Below are 20870 nucleotides of genomic sequence, written 5' to 3' on the forward strand. Positions count from 1 at the left end.
TTCTTAAAAAGCATGAGTTAATCGTCTTATAGTATTGGTAGTTTTTTGATTTACATAATTTTATTTCTGTATTTATGTATACAAAATAAAAAGATGACTAAGCATCTTTTTTACATAAATTTAGTTATGTTTATTTTCCTAGACAGAACTGACTAAAGAGTTGTGTAATGAGTTCATCTGGGGCAGCGTCACCAGTAATTTCTCCTAAAACTTCCCAGGTACGTGTCATATCAACCTGTAAGAGGTCAACAGGCATGCCTAATTCAAGACCTTGATTGACTGCTTCAAGACTTTCGAGGGCTTTTTCAATGAGTGAAATGTGACGAGCATTTGAGAGATAAGTAGCATCTTTCTCCACTTGGCCAGCATTATCAAAGAAGAGCTGATTGATGCGATCTTCGATTTTGTCAATATTTTCATTCTTGAGGACTGAAATTGGAATGACATCTTCGGGAAGTTCTTCCATTTGGATTGCTTGTGGTAGGTCTGTCTTATTTAGAAGAATGATTCGATTGCTATTTTGACTGATTTCTAGTAATGTACGGTCTTGCTCTGTTAACGGTTCGGAGCTATTAAGCACAAGGAGAACCAGGTCAGCCTCTTCGAGAGCTTTCTTGGAACGCTCAACACCAATCTTTTCAACCACATCATCTGTGTCTCGAATACCAGCAGTATCGATTAACTTAAGTGGAACACCCTTAATATTAACGTATTCTTCAATGACATCACGGGTGGTACCTTCAATATCCGTAACGATAGCTTTCTCCTCGCGTAGGAGATTGTTAAGAAGACTAGATTTTCCGACATTTGGACGACCAATGATTGCCGTTGAAAGGCCTTCTCGTAGGATTTTTCCTCGTTTAGCAGTGGCAAGAAGATTTTCTAAAAGTGCTTGGAACTCTTGCGTTTTTTCACGGACAAGAGCTGTGGTGACTTCTTCAACATCATCATATTCTGGGTAATCAATATTAACTTCGACTTGAGCCAAGGTGTTAAGGATTTCTTGGCGAGTGTTGTTAATGAGATCCTTGAGCGACCCATCAAGTTGAGAGACGGCAACGGCCATAGCCTTATCAGTTTTAGCACGAATCAAATCCATAACAGCTTCGGCCTGAGTCAAGTCCACACGACCATTCAAAAAGGCACGTTTGGTGAATTCTCCAGGCTCAGCCATACGAGCTCCAGAACGAATAAGGAGTTGGAGGATTTCATTAGTCACAGCAACCCCACCGTGAGTGTTGATCTCCACGACATCCTCACGCGTAAAGGTCTTTGGTGCACGCATAACACTTACCATGACTTCATCAATGGTTTCTTCATTTTCAACAATATGGCCGTAATTGATAGTATGTGAAGTAACTGATTCTAGATTTTTTCCTTTGAAAACTTTATTAGCAATGGCGATAGCATCGGTTCCAGATAAGCGGACGATACCGATAGCACCTTCACCTAAGGGCGTTGAAATGGCAGTAATCGTATCAAATTCTTTGGTAATTGACATAGTTATTCCTTTGGATTTTTTCTGTATAAGTTTTAAAATGATTTAATTTCATTGTAACGCAAAAGAGCAGTAGTCGCAAGGATTGGTGCTGACAATGCAAAGAAAAAAGAGCCTGAGCTCTTTTCTTTATTTATGACGTTCAAAGTATAATTTGGTTTCTTTAATGATGATTGGTGAAAGGACTAGGAGGGCAATCAAGTTAGGCAATGCCATCAAGCCGTTTACGATATCCGCAATTTTCCAAACAACATCAAGTGTGAGGTAACCACCAAGAGCAACCATAACCACAAAAATGAGGCGGTAGAGTGGAAGGAATTTAGTTGATTTGAAAATGAATTCGAAACAACGTTCACCGTAGTAAGACCAACCCAAGATTGTTGTAAAGGCAAAGAGAACCAAAGAAAGTGTTAAGGCAATTTCACCAAATGTACCAAAAACAGAAGAGAAGGCGGCTTGTGTCATTGGGGCACCTTCTAGGCTACCTGACCATTGACCAGTTACAAGGATAGCAAGACCTGTAAGCGTACAGATGATAATCGTATCAATGAAAGTACCTGTCATCGAAATCAAACCTTGTTCAACAGGTTCTTCGGTCTTAGCGGCAGCGGCAGCGATAGGAGCTGATCCAAGACCTGACTCATTTGAGAAGACACCACGCGCAATACCAAGTCGCATAGCGACCATGACTGTTGCACCAGCAAAACCACCTACGGCTGCTTTCCCAGTAAAGGCAGATTGGAAGACCATTTCAAGAACTGGTAAAAGTTGATTAAAGTTTGTAAAGATAACCACAAGAGCTGCTAGGATATAAAGTCCAGCCATAAATGGTACTACCTTTTCAGAAACTTTAGAGATAGATTGGATACCACCAAAAATGATGGCAGCAGTTATAAGAGCAAGTAAGATACTTACGATTTTTGGTGACCAGTCAAAGCTGTTTTGAAGTGAGGCGGTGATTGAGTTAACTTGAGAGAAAGTACCAATCCCCAACCATGCAACAAGCACACCTGCAAAGGCAAAGAAGTAGGCCAAAGGTTTAGCAATTATTTGCCATTTTCCAGAGAAACCATGTGTGATGTAATACATTGGACCACCAGAAACATTACCTTGGTCGTCAAGTGTACGGAATTTAATAGCCAAAAGACCTTCGGAATATTTGGTTGCCATACCAAAGAAAGCGGCAATCCACATCCAGAAAAGGGCACCAGGTCCACCAGTTTTGATGGCTGTAGCTACCCCAACAATGTTACCTGTACCAACAGTTGCAGCAAGAGCTGTCGCAAGGGCTGCAAAACTAGAAATATCACCTTCCCCTTTATCTTCAGCAAAGATAAGTTTAAAAGCTTTAGGAAGACGAAGAACTTGCAAAAGTCCAAGACGAAGCGTAAGGTAAATCCCAGTTCCTACAAGAAGGACCAAAAGGGGTGGACCCCAGACAAAATCATCAATTGTAGTAAAAAAGTCTAACATGAATGTAACAATCTCCTTTAACCGAGACGTCAAAAAAGAGGTTTGGCTTAACCAGACCTCTGAGAATACAAAGCTATTAATACAAGTTAAAAACTTGCGATGCTTTCTGTCCTTTTACCTGAGAGTTTCGGTTGTTACCCCTTGCCCCTTCGGTGTCTTGTTTACAGCTAAGGCTGCTTCAAGATCTCTCCAGAAGTCCGTCAATCACCAGTCTTCCTGATGACATCACTCGGTTCTTATTTTATTGTGGTTCTATCTTATCGAAAAAACCGAACAGTGTCAACACTAATTTTCATCAAAACTATAAAAAACCGAATATTACACTTAAGAATGCCTTTCACCAAAATCTAGAAAAGTTTGGAATAACAATCATTTTAAGCAAACAACCTCCCAATAAAAACAAACGATTATTTGCTAAAGTTATTTCACACTCATTATGAATAGAGTCTGCATTTTCATCCAAAAAATGATAAAATAGTAGAGCTTATTTTTGAGAATGGAGAATATGATGAACCCATTATTAACTGGTATGAATGACAAACAGGCCGAAGCCGTCCAAACGACTGAAGGTCCTTTGTTGATTATGGCAGGTGCAGGATCAGGGAAGACACGTGTACTTACCCACCGAATTGCCTACCTTATCGACGAAAAAATGATCAATCCTTGGAATATTTTGGCCATTACCTTTACCAATAAGGCAGCTCGTGAGATGCGTGAGCGTGCTATGGCTTTAAACCCAGCAACTTCAGAAACCTTGATTGCGACCTTCCATAGTATGTGCGTGCGAATCCTTCGTCGTGAAGCGGACCATATTGGCTACAATCGAAACTTTACTATCGTGGATCCTGGTGAACAACGTACTTTGATGAAACGTATTCTCAAGAATCTTAATCTTGATCCTAAGAAGTGGAATGAACGTGCCATCTTAGGGACGATTTCCAACGCAAAAAATGACCTCTTGGATGAAGTGGCTTATGAGCACCAAGCTGGTGACATGTATACTCAAATCGTTGCTAAATGTTACAAAGCCTATCAGGAAGAGCTCCGTCGTAGTGAAGCCATGGATTTCGACGATTTGATTATGATGACTCTGCGTCTCTTTGACAAAAATCCCGATGTGCTCGCTTATTATCAGCAGCGTTATCAGTATATTCACGTGGATGAATATCAAGATACCAACCATGCTCAGTATCAGTTGGTAAAACTCTTAGCATCTCGCTTCAAGAATATCTGTGTCGTGGGTGATGCTGACCAATCAATCTACGGTTGGCGTGGGGCTGACATGCAGAACATCCTTGATTTTGAGAAGGACTATCCTGAAGCTAGGGTTGTCCTCTTGGAGGAAAACTACCGTTCAACCAAGAAAATACTCCAAGCAGCCAACGAAGTTATCAAGAACAACCGTAACCGCCGTCCTAAGAAACTTTGGACTCAAAATGATGACGGTGAACAAATTGTTTATTACCGTGCTAATGACGAGCGTGATGAAGCTGTTTTTGTTGCTTCAACTATTGATAACATTATTCGTGAAGAAGGTAAGAACTTCAAGGATTTCGCTGTACTTTACCGTACCAATGCTCAGTCTCGTACCATTGAAGAAGCTTTACTCAAGTCTAATATTCCATATACCATGGTTGGAGGAACAAAGTTCTATAGCCGTAAAGAAATTCGTGATGTCATTTCTTACTTGAACTTGATTGCCAATCCTGCTGATAATATTAGCTTTGAACGTGTCGTTAATGAACCTAAACGTGGAGTTGGGCCTGGGACACTAGAAAAGATTCGTAACTTTGCCTATGAGCAAAACATGAGCCTCCTAGATGCTTCAGCTAATATTATCTTGTCTCCTATTAAGGGGAAAGTAGCTCAGGGCGTTTACAATTTTGCTAACATGATTCTGAACCTACGCGACCAGCTAGATGGGCTAAGCATCACTGAAGCTGTAGAGGCTGTTTTGGATAAGTCTGGTTATCTGGATGCTCTTTCGATGCAACAAACACTTGAAAGTCAAGCGCGCATTGAAAATATCGAAGAATTCATGTCTGTTACTAAGAATTTTGACGAAACCAACACCGATGGTACGGAAGACGAGACAGGTATTGATCGTTTAGGCCGTTTCTTAAACGATTTAGCTTTAATTGCTGATACGGACGATGGTGATATGGAAGCAGCAGAGGTAACCTTGATGACTCTCCATGCTGCCAAAGGGCTTGAATTCCCAGTTGTCTTCCTAATTGGTATGGAAGAGGGAGTCTTCCCTTTGTCACGTGCCTCAGAAGAGCCAGATGAACTCGAAGAAGAGCGTCGTTTGGCTTACGTAGGTATCACTCGGGCGGAAGAGATTCTCTTCCTTACCAACGCTAATACGCGTACGCTTTTTGGTAAGACTAGCTATAATCGTCCTAGCCGTTTCTTACGTGAAATTTCAGATGATTTATTACAATATCAAGGTCTAGCACGTCCAGCCAATTCATCATTTGGTGTTCGTTTTACAAAGGAAGAGCCTACACAATTTGGTCAGGGCATGAGTTTACAACAAGCGCTTCAGACTAGAAAAGCAAATGCACAGCCGCAAAGACATACTGGTGCTCAGCCATTTTCAAAAGCCACTGGGGGACTACCTTTTGGTAAGGCTTCAGACTCAGGCAACTCAGCTACTGATTGGGAAATCGGAGATATCGCTCACCACAAGAAATGGGGAGATGGTACCGTCCTAGAAGTCACTGGAAGTGGCAAGACACAGGAACTTAAGATAAAATTCCCAGAAGTTGGACTTAAAAAAGTCTTAGCAAGCGTAGCACCTATTGTGAAGAAATAGAAAGGGACCGAAAGGTCCTTTTTATAAGCCCTCCCTATCACATTGATAAAAAATTTCTATTAGACAGCTAGCTTTTCTGGGTGTAGAATGAAGGCAACTTTTGTTTTGGAGGACACCCATATGTCACGAGAATTTTCATTTGAAACCTTACAATTACACGCTGGACAAACACCTGACAAGGAAACAAAATCACGTGCTGTTCCAATTTACCAAACCACTTCATATGTTTTTGACGACGCTCAAGAAGGTGAAGATCTCTTTGCCCTTAGAAAGCCTGGTAATATTTACACACGTATTACCAATCCAACAGTAGCAGTACTTGAAGAACGTATTGCAGCCCTCGAAGGTGGTGTTGGGGCCTTGGCTACGGCATCAGGTATGGCTGCAATCACCTATGCTATCCTTGGTTTGGCACATGCTGGTGATCATGTTGTTGCTGCGACAACCCTCTATGGTGGGACATTCAATCTCTTAAAAGAAACCCTTCCACGCTATGGAATCACAACAACTTTTGTAGATGTTGACAATCCTGAAGAAATTGAAGCTGCAATCAAAGATAATACCAAGCTTGTCTTGATTGAGTCTTTGGGAAATCCGCTTATCAATATTCCTGATTTTGAAAAAATTGCTGTGATTGCTCACAATCATAAGATTCCATTGGTTGCTGACAATACTTTTGGAACTCCATATCTCATCAATGTTATCTCCCATGGTGTAGATATCGTGGTTCATTCTGCAACTAAGTTTATCGGTGGACATGGAACAACTATTGGAGGTCTTATCGTCGATTCTGGTAAATTTGACTGGGAAGCTTCAGGCAAATTCCCACAGTTGGTTGACGAGGACCCATCTTACCACAATATCAGCTATACGCGTGATGTTGGTCCAGCAGCATTTGTAACTGCCCTTCGTACACAACTTTTGCGTGACACAGGGGCTGCCTTAGCACCTTTCAATGCTTTCTTGCTCTTGCAAGGACTTGAAACACTTTCACTTCGTGTCGAACGTCACGTCGAAAATACAAAAAAAATCGTAGACTTTTTAGAAAATCATCCAAAAGTTGAAAAGGTTAACTATCCTGGATTACCATCAAGTCCTTACTATGACTTGGCACAAAAATACTTCCCTAAAGGTCCAGGTTCTATTTTCACTTTCCATGTTAAAGGTGGACAAGACGAAGCACGTACCGTAATTGATAATCTTGAAATCTTCTCAGATTTAGCTAACGTTGCTGATGCAAAATCTTTGGTGGTGCACCCTGCAACAACAACTCACCAACAATTGGCAGAAGCTGATTTACTAGCTTGTGGTGTCACTCCAAATCAAATTCGTATCTCAGTTGGTTTGGAAAACGCAGATGATTTGATTGAAGATTTAAAACTAGCTCTTGATAAAATCTAAGTATTTCAATACAAAATGATTTAGCCAGCTCTTTAGCTGGTTTTTTGTTATACTATCCCTATGAAATTTGTTTTTGATTTGGATGGAACCCTATGTTTTGATGGTATGACCATGTCAAAAGACCTACAAAAGGTTCTTTTAACTGCACCAAAATACGGGCATGAAATTATTTTTGCAACAGCACGTTCTTACAGAGACTGTCTTAGTATTTTAGAAGGAGAATTGAGAAAGCTGACAGTAGTAGGCTTAGACGGTGGTGAAGTCTTTCAAGATGAACACTTAGTATCACAATACACAATACCTTCTCCTGCTCTAAGAACGATTGTTAGCTACTGTGATACTTATAATCTCCCTTATTTTATTGATGATACCTTTAATTATGCTATTCAAAATCCTGAGCAAATCCCTTTTCTTTCAAATGTTGATCCATTAAACAAAGCAAGGATTTTGCCTGTTCATGAACTTAATGAGCCTATCAAAGTTGTTATGCCACTTGTAGAGCATGAAGATATACGTGAAGACCTTATCTTTAATCTAAACAAACTGGAATGTTTAGACCTTAGTTATCATGATATCGAAAGGTGTCTTTACATTAATCCTAAAGGTGTGACCAAGGCTAGTACTGTTTTAAACCACTTTGGTAAAGCCTTTGTAGCTTTTGGAAATGATCAAAATGATATTTCTCTTTTCAAAAATGCTATATATGGAGTGCAAATTGGTGATTATCCCTACCTAAAAAACTTTGCGGATGAGGTTATTCCTGCAATTAATGCAGTTATTGCTGAAAAAATTAGACTACTGTTTGAAAAATTCTAAACAAATGCTTAGGCTTATCGCTATATTTACAGTACAATAGTTAAAAAAGTATTGGAGGACTAACATGCCAACATTTATTGGAAAACCAGTTACAGTAGCAGAAGACAAACAACTTCAAGTTGGAGATACCTTGCGTGACTTTAACTTGACCACAACTGATTTGACGAAAAAATCACTTTTAGAATTCGATGGAAAGAAAAAAGTTATCTCTATCGTTCCATCAATCGATACTGGTATCTGTTCAACTCAAACACGTACCTTTAATAAGGAATTGTCAGAATTAGACGATACAGTAGTTATTACTATTTCAGTGGACCTACCATTTGCACAAGCTCGTTGGTGTGGTGCTGAAGGACTTGAAAATGCCATCATGCTTTCTGACTACTATGATAATAGTTTCGGTAAAGATTATGGTGTCCTCATTGAAGAATGGCACTTGTTAGCACGTGCAGTTTTAGTGGCAGATGCTGACAATAAGATTACTTATGTCGAATATTTGGACAATATCAATACTGATCCAAATTATGAAGCAGCAGTAGCAGCGGTTAAAAGCTTATAAAATGAGGCTCAGGTCTCTTTTTTGTTTTGCCTTTCTTACAGTTTTTACTTGCAAAAGTATTAGCTTCTTGCTATTATTGTATAGCAATACTCAATATGGATAGTAAAATATAAAAGGAGATTCAATGTCTGAAAAAGAAAGACCTCAACTGATTATCGATTACGAAGCTAATACAGACAAACTTGTTCGTTTAGGCGATGTTGTCGATCAATTTAAAGGAAAAGCTGTTCCTGCTAAGGCAGAACCTGGCGAATTTGCTGTCATTAATCTATCGGATATGACACCCAACGGCATTGCCTACGATGACCTTAAAACGTTTTCTGAGGAACGACGCAAACTTTTACGATTTCTCTTAGAAGACGGTGATGTTCTTATTGCATCTAAGGGAACGGTTCAGAAAGTTGCTGTTTTCGAAGATCAGGGCAAGCGAGAAGTTGTCGCTTCATCAAACATCACAGTGCTTCGTCCCAAAGAGAAACTCCGTGGTTTCTACATCAAGTTTTTCCTTGAGACAGAGATTGGTCGTGCCTATTTAGACTATGCTGATAAGGGAAAGGCTGTCCTAAATTTGTCGACAGCTGACCTCTTGGATATCAAAATTCCTGAGATACCAATTGTGAAGCAAGATTATCAAATTGCTGCCTACTTGCGTGGGCGTGCTGATTACCACCGTAAGATGGTGAGGGCAGAGCAGGAGTGGGAAAATATCCAGCATAATGTCACAGAAGCTCTATTTGGAAATTAATCAAAAGCCAGCAAACTAAGATTTGTTGGTTTTTTTTTCATTATTCTCGTGTATAATGGAAGTAGTAAATATGTTAATAGGAGGTCATTATGACTACCAACACTATAGATTTATCACAACCTGTTGCAACAATCATTAAAGAGCATCCAGAGGTTAAGGAATTACTGATTGATCTCGGTTTCAAGCCCTTGTCTAACCCAGCTATGCTAAATACTGTCGGTAAGGTAACAAGTCTAAAGGCTGGATCTAAGTTAGCAAATATTCCCTTAGAAAAAATTAAGCAAACCTTGCTGTTCAATGGTTATGACGTAATTGGTGACTGATATGGAAGATAATCGTATTCAAATACTCAAAGAAATTCTACTTGATTTGCACCATGGAGCCAGTCCTGAGAGTGTTCAAGAGCGCTTCAATCAACACTTCAAGGGAGTATCTGCCCTCGAAATCTCTATGATGGAGCATGAATTGATGTCATCAGAAGATGGGGTTACCTTTGAAGACGTAATGAGCCTCTGTAATGTCCACGCAAATCTCTTTAAAGGTGCTATTGCAGATGTGGAAGTGGCAGACACTGATCAAGAGGGCCACCCTGTCTATGTGTTTAAACAAGAGAATTTAGCCCTACGTTCAGCTATTCTCCGTATCCGACGTATCATAGAAAATATTAGTAAGCCTGAAAATGAAGATTTTAAATCTGACTTGTTCAATGGACTTAAGCATCAGATGACTCTACTTGGTCAATTCCATAATCATTATACGCGTAAAGAAAAGCTTTTCTTTCCAATAATGGAGCGTTACGGCCATGACTCCCCTCCAAAAGTGATGTGGGGAGTAGACGATGACATCCGAAAACTTTTTAGAGCGGCAGAAGCTAAACTAAAAGAACTTCCAGATACTGATTTAGAAGAATTTTCAAAGTCTTTCGAAGCATTCTCAGAAGAGTTTGAAGCCATGATTTTCAAAGAAGAGGCTATCTTACTTATGATTCTGCTTGAAACCTTCACCCAAGACGATTGGCTTTCGATTGCCGAAGAAAGCGATGCCTATGGCTATGCAATAATAAAACCTACAGCTGTCTGGAAACCTAAGCGTGAACGTTTTGAGGAGGTAAATGCTGATACATCGCAAGAACAATCTGAACTAAGTAGTGACGAACATCTGGACAATACCCGAATTATTGACACTCCCGAAGGGCAGTTCACCATCAGCTTCACTCCAAAACCAAAAACTGAAACTGTCGTAGATAGAGAAACGACTCAGCCTTTTGGCAATGGTTATCTTTCTGTGGAGCAGGCCAATCTCATTCTCAACCATCTTCCTTTGGAAATCACTTTCGTCAATAAAGACGATATTTTCCAGTACTATAATGATAATGTTCCCGCCAATGAAATGGTTTTTAAACGAACACCTAGCCAAATTGGACGAAACGTTGAACTTTGTCATCCGCCAAAAGTGCTTGACAAGGTCAAGAAAATCTTTGAATTACTGAAGAGTGGGGAGCGTGACCAAGTTCCAATGTGGTTCAAATCTGAACGTTTAGAGAAATTCGTTTATGTTACCTATGCAGCTGTTAGAGATGACAAGGGAGACTTTCAGGGTGTCCTAGAGTATGTGCAAGATATTCAAGCCTTCTTTGAACTGGAAAGCGATCTTAAAAGAGATATTGATTAAAAAGCTAGCAGTTTTGCGATTGCTTATGACTATAATACTCAAGAGGTTAGAGACTTTGCTCTCTGCCTCTTTATGTTTCTACCTAGCTCTTTAGGATTGCTTTTGATATAATTAAAAGTATGATTTCAGGAATTATTAATCTAAAAAAAGAGGCTGGAATGACCAGTCATGATGCTGTATTTAAACTACGCAAAATATTACATGAGAAAAAAATTGGGCACTGCGGAACTCTTGATCCAGATGTTACCGGTGTTTTACCTATAGCGGTTGGAAAAGCGACTCGTGTCATTGAATACATGACTGAAGCAGGAAAGGTCTATGAAGGAGAAATTACCATTGGCTTTTCGACAACTACCGAGGATGCTAGTGGAGATGTCGTTCAAACAACTCCAGTTACAGAGCTAGATGAAGAAACAGTTGACAAAGTCATGACTAGTTTTGAGGGCGAAATCACACAAATCCCTCCTATGTATTCAGCAGTTAAGGTCAACGGAAAGAAACTTTATGAGTACGCACGCGCTGGAGAAGAAGTAGAGCGTCCACAACGTCAAGTGACAATTTCCGAATTTGTCCGTACCTCTCCTATTGAATTGGAAAACAACACCGCAAAATTCACCTTCCGTGTTGCTTGTAGCAAGGGGACTTATGTCCGTACTTTATCTGTCGATTTGGGTGCAAAACTCGGATACGCGAGTCATATGTCTGCTCTTCGTCGAACAGCCTCAGCTGGTCTAACCTTAGATAAGGCACTAACTCTCTCACAAATTACAGAAATGGTAGAAGCGGGGGATACTTCCTTCCTCCTTCCCATCGAATTTGGTGTTCAGGACCTACCAGCTGTTCAAGTCACTGAGGATGATGCTAAAGAAATTTCATTTGGTCGCTTTATTACTATCGATAGCCAAGAACCCTTAGTTGCGGCCTTTTTAGGAGACAAGGTTCTAGCCATCATGGAAAAGCGAAATCAAGTTTATAAACCTAGAAAAGTATTAAGTCAATGAAAATAACTTCTATTAACGATTATAAAGATATCCATCAGGAAAAAGAAACGGTTCTTGTCTTAGGGTATTTCGATGCTCTTCACCGTGGTCATAAGGTCCTTTTTGATAAGGCGCGCCAGATTGCTGATGAAAAACAGCTTGAAGTAACTGTCCTTACCTTTAATGAGAGCCCTCAATTGACTTTTCAAAGGTATACGGATGATCTCCTCCTTCATATCACAGCACCTCAGAGACGTTGTGATCTTTTTAAAGCCTATGGTACTGATCAGCTTTATTTAACAGATTTCAATAGTGATTTTGCTCGAACAAGTTCAGACGATTTCATTGCTCGTTATATTAAACGTCTAAAAGCCCAAGAGGTTGTTGTGGGCTTTGATTACAAATTTGGACATCATCGAACAGATGCGGACTATCTTGCCCGTAATTTTTCTGGTAATGTTCATGTCATTGAGGAGCAACAAAGCGATGGTGAAAAGATTTCGTCAACACGTGTGCGTCAATTAATACGAGAAGGCAAGGTTAAAGAAGCCAATAAACTCCTTGGCCATGAATTCTCTACACGTGGCATTGTGGTGCATGGTGATGCCCGTGGACGTACCATTGGTTTTCCAACAGCAAATTTAGCACCTATTGATAGGACTTTTCTACCAGCTGACGGTGTCTATGTCGCCGAAGTTGTAATTGATGGCAAACGTTATCGTTCCATGACTAGCCTAGGAAAAAACGTTACCTTTGGGGGAACAGAACTTCGTCTTGAAGCCAATATCTTTGATTTTGAAGGCGATATTTATGGAAAGACAATTGAAGTTTTTTGGCTGGATTATATCCGTGATATGATTAAGTTCAATAATATCGATGAACTATGTGCTCAACTGGAGGCTGATAAAAAAATCGCGGAAAAATTTTAAGAAAGCGTAGCCAAAACTAATCAAATAATGTATAATGATTAGGAATGTTAAAGTGAAAGGGGTGTTTGCGTGGTAACTTTATTTTTATCACCTAGCTGCACTAGCTGTAGGAAAGCACGAGCCTGGTTGACCAATCATGAAGTTGCTTTTGACGAACACAATATTATCACGAGCCCATTAACTCACGATGAGTTAATGAAGATTTTGTCTTACACGGAAAATGGTACTGAAGATATCATTTCAACTCGTTCAAAAGTCTTTCAGAAGCTGAATATCGATGTGGATGATTTGACCATCAAGGAACTCATTCAATTGATTTCTGAATACCCAAATCTTCTTCGTCGACCTATCATTATGGACACCAAACGCATGCAAATTGGTTTCAACGAAGATGAAATTCGTGCCTTTTTGCCTCGTGATTATAGAAAGCAAGAATTGCGCCAAGCGACCATTCGAGCTGAAATTGAGGGTAACAATGACTAAAGGAAATTATTCCTACCCACTCGATCCATCATGGAGCACTGAGGAAATTACCACAGTGCTTCATTTTTTGAGTCAGGTAGAAAAAGCATACGAGAGCAAGGTTGACCGTGACCAACTCTTGCAAGCCTATACGGCATTTAAAACCGTTGTTCCAGGCAAAGCGCCTGAAAAACAACTAGACAAGGCCTTTGAAGAAGCTAGCGGTTTTTCAACCTATCAAGCTGTCAAAGCTGCTAAAGCAAAAGATAAAGGATTTGTATCACTTGGAAAATAAACTGATTTTCGCCAAAGAAATCATCAAAGAAGCCGGTGCTTTTATTAAAGAAAGTTTAAGTAAAACTATCACGGTCGAAGAAAAGACGGCTTTTGATGATTTAGTAACTAATATTGACAAACAAACACAAGATTTACTCGTGGCACGTATTAAATCCTCCTTCCCTTCAGACAATATTTTCGCTGAAGAAAATGGCTTGGTTCATAATATCAAAGATGGAAATGTCTGGGTCTTGGATCCTATTGATGGAACGGTCAATTTTATTGTCCAACAAGATAATTTTTGTGTTATGATTGCCTACTATGAAGAGGGGCAAGGAAAATTTGGCCTCATTTATAACGTCATGGCTGATCAACTTTTCTATGGTGGTGGTCAGTTTGATGTGTATTGTAATGACAAGTTGCTTCCAGCATATAAAAACCGACCTTTAGACCGTTGCCTAGTCGCTAGCAATGGAGCTATGTATGCTAAAAATTTTCACGGCTTAAAAGACCTTATTGATAAGACCTTGGGCGTTCGTGTCTACGGTGGTGCTGGTTTAAGCATGTCAAAAGTCCTATCTGGTCAAATTTTAGCTTACTTTTCAGTTATTTACCCATGGGACTATGCCGCAGCAAGTATTATGGGAGAAAAATTGGGTTATCACCTTGAGACCATTACTGGAGAACCATTGGATTATTTTAGTCGTCAAGCTGTGATGCTTGTCCCTAAAGACAGACTTGAAGAAATCAAGCATATTATGGGCTCAGAAAATTAATTTGAAACACAAAACCATACTGGACAAATCAGAACAGCAAGTTCTCTTGGTTAGTCCAGTTTTTTGATAGAAAGGAAACTATGCAATTTCCATTAGACTTTATAGAAAAATATAATAAGCTCCTTGGAGATGAAGCGAAGGACTTCTTTGCATCTTTTGACCAAGAAGCCGTGTCCGCCTACCGTACCAACCCTCTTAAAAAGCAACAGAAGGACTTTCCTAATGCCATTCCTGAAACACCTTGGGGCCATTACGGTAAAATTTCTGGAAAATCTGCCGATCATGCAACTGGTTTGGTATATTCTCAGGAACCAGCTGCTCAAATGGTTGCTCAAGTAGCAGCTCCTGCCAAGAGAAGTCGTGTCTTAGACTTGGCAGCTGCTCCAGGCGGAAAGTCTACTCATCTTCTTAGTTACCTAGATAATACAGGACTGTTGGTCAGCAATGAAATCAATCCAAAGCGTAGCAAAATTCTGGTTGAAAATATTGAGCGTTTTGGAGCGAGAAATGTTATTGTGACAAATACGTCAGCTGATAAACTAGCCAAAGTTTTCAAAAATTATTTTGATACGATTGTCTTTGATGGACCATGTTCAGGAGAAGGAATGTTTCGTAAGGATCCTGATGCAATCCAATATTGGCATAAGGAGTATCCTAGTGAACTGGCACAATTACAGAAGGACATCTTATCAGACGGTTTGAAAATGCTCGCTCCTGGTGGACAATTGATCTACTCAACCTGCACCTGGTCTCCTGAGGAAAATGAAGGTGTTGTTGCTTGGATTTTAGAAAATAATCCTGATCTTGAATTGGTGGCAATGCCTAAATTGAATGGCATGAGTGATGGAATTGATTTTCCAGAAACAGCTCGAATGTATCCACACCATTTCAAAGGTGAAGGCCAGTTTGTGGCAAAATTCCAGGATAAGCGCGTGCCTGAGCAAACACGTATCAAAGAGGGAAAATCTAACCTAAACAAGGAGCAGAAGCAACTTTGGGAAGATTTTGCAAAAAAACACCTTAAAACTAGACTGGATGGTTTACTGCAAGTTTTTGGGGACAATCTCTACCTGCTTCCAAAAGGGCTCCCAGACCTTTCTAAAGTTAAAATCGCTCGTAACGGTTTGCATCTTGGTGTCTTCAAGAAAAAACGTTTCGAACCAAGTTTTGCTCTTGGAATTACTTTAACATCTGATGAAGTTGTTTCAAGTATAGAGCTAAGTCAAGACCAGTTTGCCCAATACGTTTCAGGTAATGTGGTTACTCTAGATCAAACACATCCTAACGGTTGGTATCAGCTTTTAGTGGACGGCAATGGTTTTGGGTTTGCTAAAGTTGTTGGAAATACGGTTAAAAACTACTATCCTAAAGGATTAAGATTTCACATTTAAAAACCTGTAACCAAACTTTAATATGACTTAGTTATCCTATACTTGTTATAATTAGATAGGTGTCTTTTAACAGCATATCTATGAGACACTTTCTTACTTATGTTACAAAATGTCGGAGGACAAAAATGAAAAAAACAAAAGTCCTTGCAGTGATTCTGTCACTGGCAATGGCCATGCTGGTTTTAACTGGCTGTGCCTCTTGGATTGACCGTGGCCAGTCCATTACAGCAGTTGGTTCTACGGCCCTTCAACCCTTAGTGGAGGCGGCAGCAGATGGGTTCGCTGAAAAGAACCCTGACAATATCGTTAACGTTCAGGGGGGCGGTTCTGGTACCGGACTTTCTCAAGTACAATCCGGTGCCGTTCAAATTGGTAACAGTGACCTTTTTGCCGAGGAAAAATCGGGAATTGATGCTAGTAAGCTTGTCGACTTTCAAGTTGCTGTTGCCGGGATTGCAGTTATTACAAACAAAGAAGTCTCTGTAGATAACTTGACAACAGAACAACTGCGTAAGATTTTCACTGGTGAAATCACAAACTGGAAACAGCTTGGTGGTAAAGACCTAGAGATTACTATTATTAACCGGGCAGCTAGCTCAGGATCACGCGCAACTTTCGATGCAGTGATTATGGATGGTAAATCACCAATCCGTACCCAAGAGCAAGATTCTAACGGTATGGTTAAGTCAATTGTTGCTCAGACACCAGGTGCTATTTCATACCTATCATTTGCTTACCTTGATGATTCTGTTAAAACATTGAAGTTAAATGGATTTGAACCCAAAGCTGAAAATGTTGCAACTAACGATTGGCCGATTTGGTCCTACGAACATATGTATACCAAGGGAAAACCGGATAGCTATACCAAACAATTCTTAGATTACATGATGAGTGACGAAGTCCAAGAAAACGTCGTCGCAAAAATGGGTTACATTTCCATCCATAGCATGAAAGTTACCAAGGATGCTGATGGTAAAGTCTCAAAGAAGAGTGAGGAGTAAGCATGAAAAATGAAGAATTGGTGAAACAATTAACATCACCCTCTAAAAATTCACGCCTCGAGAAGTTTGGTAAAACAATCACTTTCCTTTGCCTGGCCTTGATTGTTTTCATCGTGGCGATGATTTTACTTTTCGTTGCTCAAAAAGGGCTGGCGACTTTCTTTGTCAATAAAGTTAGCTTGGTCGAGTTTCTCTTTAGTGGTGATTGGTCACCATCTGAAGGCAAATTCGGGGCTCTACCAATGATTTTGGGATCATTCGTAGTGACTTTGCTTTCAGCCTTGGTTGCAACCCCATTTGCCATTGGAGCAGCCATCTTTATGACTGAGATTTCTCCTAAAGGGGCTAAATTCCTACAACCTGCTATTGAACTTTTGGTCGGAATTCCATCCGTTGTTTATGGATTTATTGGTCTCCAAGTCGTGGTTCCATTTGTTCGCTTAATTTTTGGTGGAACAGGTTTTGGTATTCTTTCAGGTACCTTTGTCTTGTTCGTCATGATTCTACCAACCGTAACCTTTATGACAACAGATACACTTCGTGCAGTGCCTCGTCACTATCGTGAAGCTAGTCTGGCCATGGGAGCTACACGCTGGCAAACGATTTGGCGTGTGACACTTAATGCGGCTAAACCAGGTATCTTCACGGCCGTTATCTTTGGTATGGCCCGTGCCTTTGGTGAAGCTCTGGCCATCCAAATGGTTGTCGGAAATTCCGCCGTGATTCCAACTTCTTTAACGACACCAGCAGCAACATTGACATCTGTCTTGACTATGGGAATCGGGAATACAGTCATGGGTACTGTTTCAAACAATGTCCTTTGGTCTCTCGCCTTGGTGCTCTTATTGATGAGTCTTGGTTTCAATATGTTGGTGAAATTCATTACCCGTGAGAGAAAGAGAAATTATGAACGCTAAAAAAATTGATAAAATTGCCATCAGCACGCTCTATGTGATTGCTGGCATTATTGTAACAATCCTGGCAGCCTTGATTCTCTATATCTTGGTTCGCGGGATACCACATATCAGCTGGTCTTTCTTGACTAGTCGATCATCATCCTACAAAGCTGGTGGAGGAATTGGGGTTCAACTCTACAACTCATTCTTCCTATTGGTTATTACTTTGATTATTTCTGTGCCTCTTTCAATGGGAGCTGGCATCTTCTTATCAGAATATGCTAAAAAAGGACGACTTACCAACTTTGTCCGTACCTGTATTGAAATCCTATCTTCACTACCTTCAGTGGTGGTCGGACTCTTCGGTTATTTAATTTTCGTTGTTCAATTTCAGTATGGATTTTCAATCCTATCAGGTGCCTTGGCCTTAACTGTCTTTAACTTGCCACAAATGACTCGTACGGTTGAAGATAGCTTAAGAACCGTTCACCATACCCAACGTGAAGCTGGCCTAGCTCTAGGTTTGTCTCGATGGGAAACTATCTGTCACGTTGTTGTTCCAGAAGCCTTACCTGGTATTGTTACTGGTATCGTTCTTGCTTCTGGTCGTATTTTCGGAGAAGCAGCAGCGCTTATCTATACAGCAGGTCAATCTGCACCAGCACTTAACTGGAGCGACTGGAATCCGCTTAGCATCTCTAGTCCAATTTCGATTTTCCGCCAAGCAGAGACACTTGCTGTTCACATCTGGAAGGTCAACTCAGAAGGTACGACACCTGACGCCACTGCAGTATCTGCTGGTTCAGCAGCAGTACTCTTGATTTTCATTCTGATTTTCAACTTTGGTGCACGTCGTTTGGGAGCTTACCTCCATAAGAAATTAACATCCGCTTAAAGGAGTTATCATGACAAAATACAATTGGGACGAGCGTCATATTATCACCTTCCCAGAGAAGGAGCTCGCTCTTGAAACAAAAGACTTGCATGTCTACTATGGTCAAAAAGAAGCCATCAAAGGTATTGACATGCAATTCGAGAAAAATAAAATCACAGCTCTTATTGGGCCTTCAGGATGCGGTAAATCAACTTTTCTTCGTAGTCTAAACCGTATGAATGATACGATTGATATTGCTAAGGTTACTGGACAAATCCTTTATCAAGGAGTCGATGTTAACGCAAGTAATATCAATGTTTATGAAATGCGTAAACATATTGGAATGGTTTTCCAACGTCCAAATCCATTCGCCAAGTCTATTTACAGAAATATCACCTTTGCTCACGAACGTAAAGGTGTAAGAGATAAGCAAACCTTGGACGAGATTGTTGAAACATCACTTAAGCAAGCTGGACTTTGGGATCAAGTTAAAGATGACCTTCATAAATCTGCCTTTACCCTCTCAGGTGGTCAGCAACAACGTCTTTGTATTGCAAGAGCTATTGCCGTGAAACCGCAGATTCTCCTCATGGACGAACCTGCAGCTTCATTGGACCCTGTAGCTACTATGCAGCTCGAAGAGACCATGTTTGAACTTAAGGAAGATTACTCTATTATCATCGTGACGCACAATATGCAACAAGCAGCGCGTGCTAGTGATTATACAGCATTCTTCTACCTTGGTGATCTTATCGAATATGATGAAACCAAGAAAATCTTCCAAGATGCTGCCCTACAGTCAACCAGTGACTATGTATCAGGACGCTTTGGATAGAAAGGAGCACTTATGACTGAACCAATCATTTCAATTAATGATTTATCGGTGTATTTCAATAAGAAAAAAGCCCTCAATAATGTGACAATGGATTTCTATCCAAATGAAATCACGGCCCTTATCGGTCCTTCAGGATCCGGGAAATCAACCCTACTCCGTTCTATCAACCGAATGGGAGATTTAAATCCCGAATGGACACTTACTGGTGCTGTTTCATACAACGGTCACAATGTCTACAGTCCTCGAACAGATACCGTTGAACTCCGTAAAGAAATCGGAATGGTCTTCCAACAACCCAATCCTTTTCCAATGTCAATCTATGAAAACGTGGTTTATGGCCTTCGTATCAATGGTATCAAAGATAAGGCTGTTCTTGATCAAGCAGTAGAAGAATCACTAAAGGGTGCTTCAATCTGGGAAGAGGTTAAAGACCGTCTCCATGACTCAGCACTTGGACTTTCAGGAGGGCAACAACAACGTGTCTGTATTGCACGAGTACTAGCCACATCTCCAAAGGTTATCCTTCTTGACGAACCAACGTCGGCCCTCGACCCTATATCCGCTGGTAAGATTGAGGAAACCCTCTATAACCTTAAAGAACAATACACCTTGTTGCTAGTCACTCGTTCTATGCAGCAGGCAAGTCGTATCTCACAACGAACAGCCTTTTTCCTTGATGGAGAACTCATCGAGTATTCATCAACGAAAGACATGTTCCTAAATCCACAACATAAAGAAACTGAAGATTATATTACCGGTAAATTCGGTTAAGAAAGGACAGATTACTAAAAAAATTATGATGTTACGAACTCCCTTCGAAGAAGAATTAGAAAAACTCCACAACCAATTTTACGCTATGGGTACAGAGGTTGCAGCTCAGCTTAAGAAAGCTGTACGTGCCTTTATCAGCCATGACCGTGATTTGGCTAAAGAAGTCATTGAAAATGACGAAATCGTCAATAACTACGAAACCAAACTTGAGAAAAAATCACTTGAAATTATTGCTCTACAGCAACCTGTATCAAGTGATTTGCGTACAGTTATCACCGCACTTAAAGCATCTAGCGACGTTGAGCGTATGGGTGACCATGCCGTTGCTATCGCTAAAGCAACCATCCGCATTAAAGGTGAAGAGCGTCTAACTGAAATTGAAGCTGAAATCAAGAAAATGGGGAAAGCAGTCCGCCACATGGTCGAAGATGCTCTAGATGTTTACTTGAACAGTGACGAACGACGCGCTTATGAAATCGCAGCTTCAGATGAAATCATTGATAACTATTTCCGTGATATTCAAGCCATGACAGTAGAAGGTGTTCGTAAGAATCCTGATGCCGCCTTCGCTGCCAAAGAATATTTCCAAGTACTTATGTATTTGGAACGTATCGGTGACTATGCCCGCAATCTCTGCGAGTGGGTTGTCTACCTCAAATCTGGTAAAATCATTGAACTATAGGCAAAGCTTCCAATCT

Annotated in this window: 21 protein-coding genes and 1 riboswitch; of the genes, 19 read left to right on the plus strand and 2 right to left on the minus strand. The window is 40.4% G+C overall.

What is annotated here, in order from left to right; all coding sequences use genetic code 11:
* Nucleotides 1-130: 130 nt before the first annotated feature.
* Nucleotides 131-1501 carry a tRNA uridine-5-carboxymethylaminomethyl(34) synthesis GTPase MnmE gene (mnmE, locus tag PCY16_RS07910; protein ID WP_070577255.1) on the minus strand — a complete coding sequence of 457 codons (1371 nt, stop codon included), beginning with the start codon at nucleotides 1499-1501 and terminating at the stop codon, nucleotides 131-133.
* 126 nt (nucleotides 1502-1627) lie between these two features.
* On the minus strand, nucleotides 1628-2971 hold the full coding sequence (locus PCY16_RS07915) for a sodium:alanine symporter family protein (RefSeq protein ID WP_070577256.1): 1344 nt from the start codon (nucleotides 2969-2971) through the stop codon (nucleotides 1628-1630).
* Nucleotides 2972-3067: 96 nt separating this feature from the next.
* Nucleotides 3068-3174, minus strand: a riboswitch (glycine riboswitch).
* A gap of 305 nt (nucleotides 3175-3479) precedes the next feature.
* Here PCY16_RS07915 and pcrA point away from each other — a divergent pair.
* From pcrA to phoU, 19 genes are all read left to right on the plus strand, one after another.
* Entirely contained in the window at nucleotides 3480-5789 is a 2310-nt protein-coding gene (pcrA, locus tag PCY16_RS07920; protein ID WP_070577257.1) for a DNA helicase PcrA, read from the plus strand.
* 120 nt (nucleotides 5790-5909) lie between these two features.
* The gene (locus PCY16_RS07925; protein ID WP_070577258.1) at nucleotides 5910-7190 is read left to right on the plus strand and encodes an O-acetylhomoserine aminocarboxypropyltransferase/cysteine synthase family protein; all 1281 of its coding nucleotides are present in this window, start codon (nucleotides 5910-5912) and stop codon (nucleotides 7188-7190) included.
* A 60-nt stretch (nucleotides 7191-7250) separates the two neighbouring features.
* Nucleotides 7251-8006, plus strand: coding sequence for an HAD hydrolase family protein (locus PCY16_RS07930; protein ID WP_070577259.1), 756 nt, complete (start codon nucleotides 7251-7253; stop codon nucleotides 8004-8006).
* A 64-nt stretch (nucleotides 8007-8070) separates the two neighbouring features.
* Entirely contained in the window at nucleotides 8071-8565 is a 495-nt protein-coding gene (tpx, locus tag PCY16_RS07935; RefSeq protein ID WP_070577260.1) for a thiol peroxidase, read from the plus strand.
* Nucleotides 8566-8689: 124 nt separating this feature from the next.
* Nucleotides 8690-9310 carry a restriction endonuclease subunit S gene (locus PCY16_RS07940; protein WP_064524430.1) on the plus strand — a complete coding sequence of 207 codons (621 nt, stop codon included), beginning with the start codon at nucleotides 8690-8692 and terminating at the stop codon, nucleotides 9308-9310.
* Nucleotides 9311-9399: 89 nt separating this feature from the next.
* Nucleotides 9400-9633 (plus strand): DUF1858 domain-containing protein, encoded by a 234-nt coding sequence (locus PCY16_RS07945; RefSeq protein ID WP_002890969.1) that lies wholly within the window; start codon nucleotides 9400-9402, stop codon nucleotides 9631-9633.
* A gap of 1 nt (nucleotide 9634) precedes the next feature.
* Complete coding sequence (locus PCY16_RS07950; RefSeq protein ID WP_070577261.1) at nucleotides 9635-10981, plus strand: DUF438 domain-containing protein; 1347 nt, start codon at nucleotides 9635-9637, stop codon at nucleotides 10979-10981.
* A gap of 119 nt (nucleotides 10982-11100) precedes the next feature.
* A complete protein-coding gene (truB, locus tag PCY16_RS07955; RefSeq protein WP_070577262.1) occupies nucleotides 11101-11982 on the plus strand; it encodes a tRNA pseudouridine(55) synthase TruB in 882 nt (293 codons plus the stop codon).
* A complete protein-coding gene (locus tag PCY16_RS07960) occupies nucleotides 11979-12890 on the plus strand; it encodes a bifunctional riboflavin kinase/FAD synthetase (protein ID WP_070577263.1) in 912 nt (303 codons plus the stop codon). The genes truB and PCY16_RS07960 overlap by 4 nt, the downstream gene beginning before the upstream one ends.
* A gap of 69 nt (nucleotides 12891-12959) precedes the next feature.
* Complete coding sequence (locus PCY16_RS07965; RefSeq protein WP_002890965.1) at nucleotides 12960-13373, plus strand: Spx/MgsR family RNA polymerase-binding regulatory protein; 414 nt, start codon at nucleotides 12960-12962, stop codon at nucleotides 13371-13373.
* Complete coding sequence (locus PCY16_RS07970; protein WP_107373067.1) at nucleotides 13366-13647, plus strand: UPF0223 family protein; 282 nt, start codon at nucleotides 13366-13368, stop codon at nucleotides 13645-13647. The genes PCY16_RS07965 and PCY16_RS07970 overlap by 8 nt, the downstream gene beginning before the upstream one ends.
* A complete protein-coding gene (locus PCY16_RS07975; RefSeq protein ID WP_037597796.1) occupies nucleotides 13637-14404 on the plus strand; it encodes an inositol monophosphatase family protein in 768 nt (255 codons plus the stop codon). Before PCY16_RS07970 ends, PCY16_RS07975 begins: the two co-directional genes overlap by 11 nt.
* Before the next feature lie 80 nt (nucleotides 14405-14484).
* Complete coding sequence (locus PCY16_RS07980) at nucleotides 14485-15795, plus strand: RsmF rRNA methyltransferase first C-terminal domain-containing protein (RefSeq protein WP_195413631.1); 1311 nt, start codon at nucleotides 14485-14487, stop codon at nucleotides 15793-15795.
* Nucleotides 15796-15920: 125 nt separating this feature from the next.
* Nucleotides 15921-16796, plus strand: a complete 876-nt coding sequence (locus tag PCY16_RS07985; RefSeq protein ID WP_139724285.1) for a phosphate ABC transporter substrate-binding protein PstS family protein — start codon at nucleotides 15921-15923, stop codon at nucleotides 16794-16796.
* 2 nt (nucleotides 16797-16798) lie between these two features.
* Nucleotides 16799-17713: a phosphate ABC transporter permease subunit PstC gene (gene pstC / locus PCY16_RS07990; protein WP_002890959.1), complete on the plus strand. Its 915-nt coding sequence runs from the start codon at nucleotides 16799-16801 to the stop codon at nucleotides 17711-17713.
* Nucleotides 17703-18587 (plus strand): phosphate ABC transporter permease PstA, encoded by an 885-nt coding sequence (pstA, locus tag PCY16_RS07995; RefSeq protein ID WP_013990602.1) that lies wholly within the window; start codon nucleotides 17703-17705, stop codon nucleotides 18585-18587. The genes pstC and pstA overlap by 11 nt, the downstream gene beginning before the upstream one ends.
* Before the next feature lie 10 nt (nucleotides 18588-18597).
* Complete coding sequence (pstB, locus tag PCY16_RS08000; RefSeq protein WP_002890957.1) at nucleotides 18598-19401, plus strand: phosphate ABC transporter ATP-binding protein PstB; 804 nt, start codon at nucleotides 18598-18600, stop codon at nucleotides 19399-19401.
* 12 nt (nucleotides 19402-19413) lie between these two features.
* A complete protein-coding gene (pstB, locus tag PCY16_RS08005) occupies nucleotides 19414-20172 on the plus strand; it encodes a phosphate ABC transporter ATP-binding protein PstB (protein ID WP_002890956.1) in 759 nt (252 codons plus the stop codon).
* A gap of 28 nt (nucleotides 20173-20200) precedes the next feature.
* A complete protein-coding gene (gene phoU / locus PCY16_RS08010; protein WP_004182526.1) occupies nucleotides 20201-20854 on the plus strand; it encodes a phosphate signaling complex protein PhoU in 654 nt (217 codons plus the stop codon).
* The last annotated feature ends 16 nt before the right edge of the window (nucleotides 20855-20870 follow it).

It is taken from the genome of Streptococcus sp. SS4, assembly GCF_030440125.1.
GTDB lineage: Bacteria > Bacillota > Bacilli > Lactobacillales > Streptococcaceae > Streptococcus.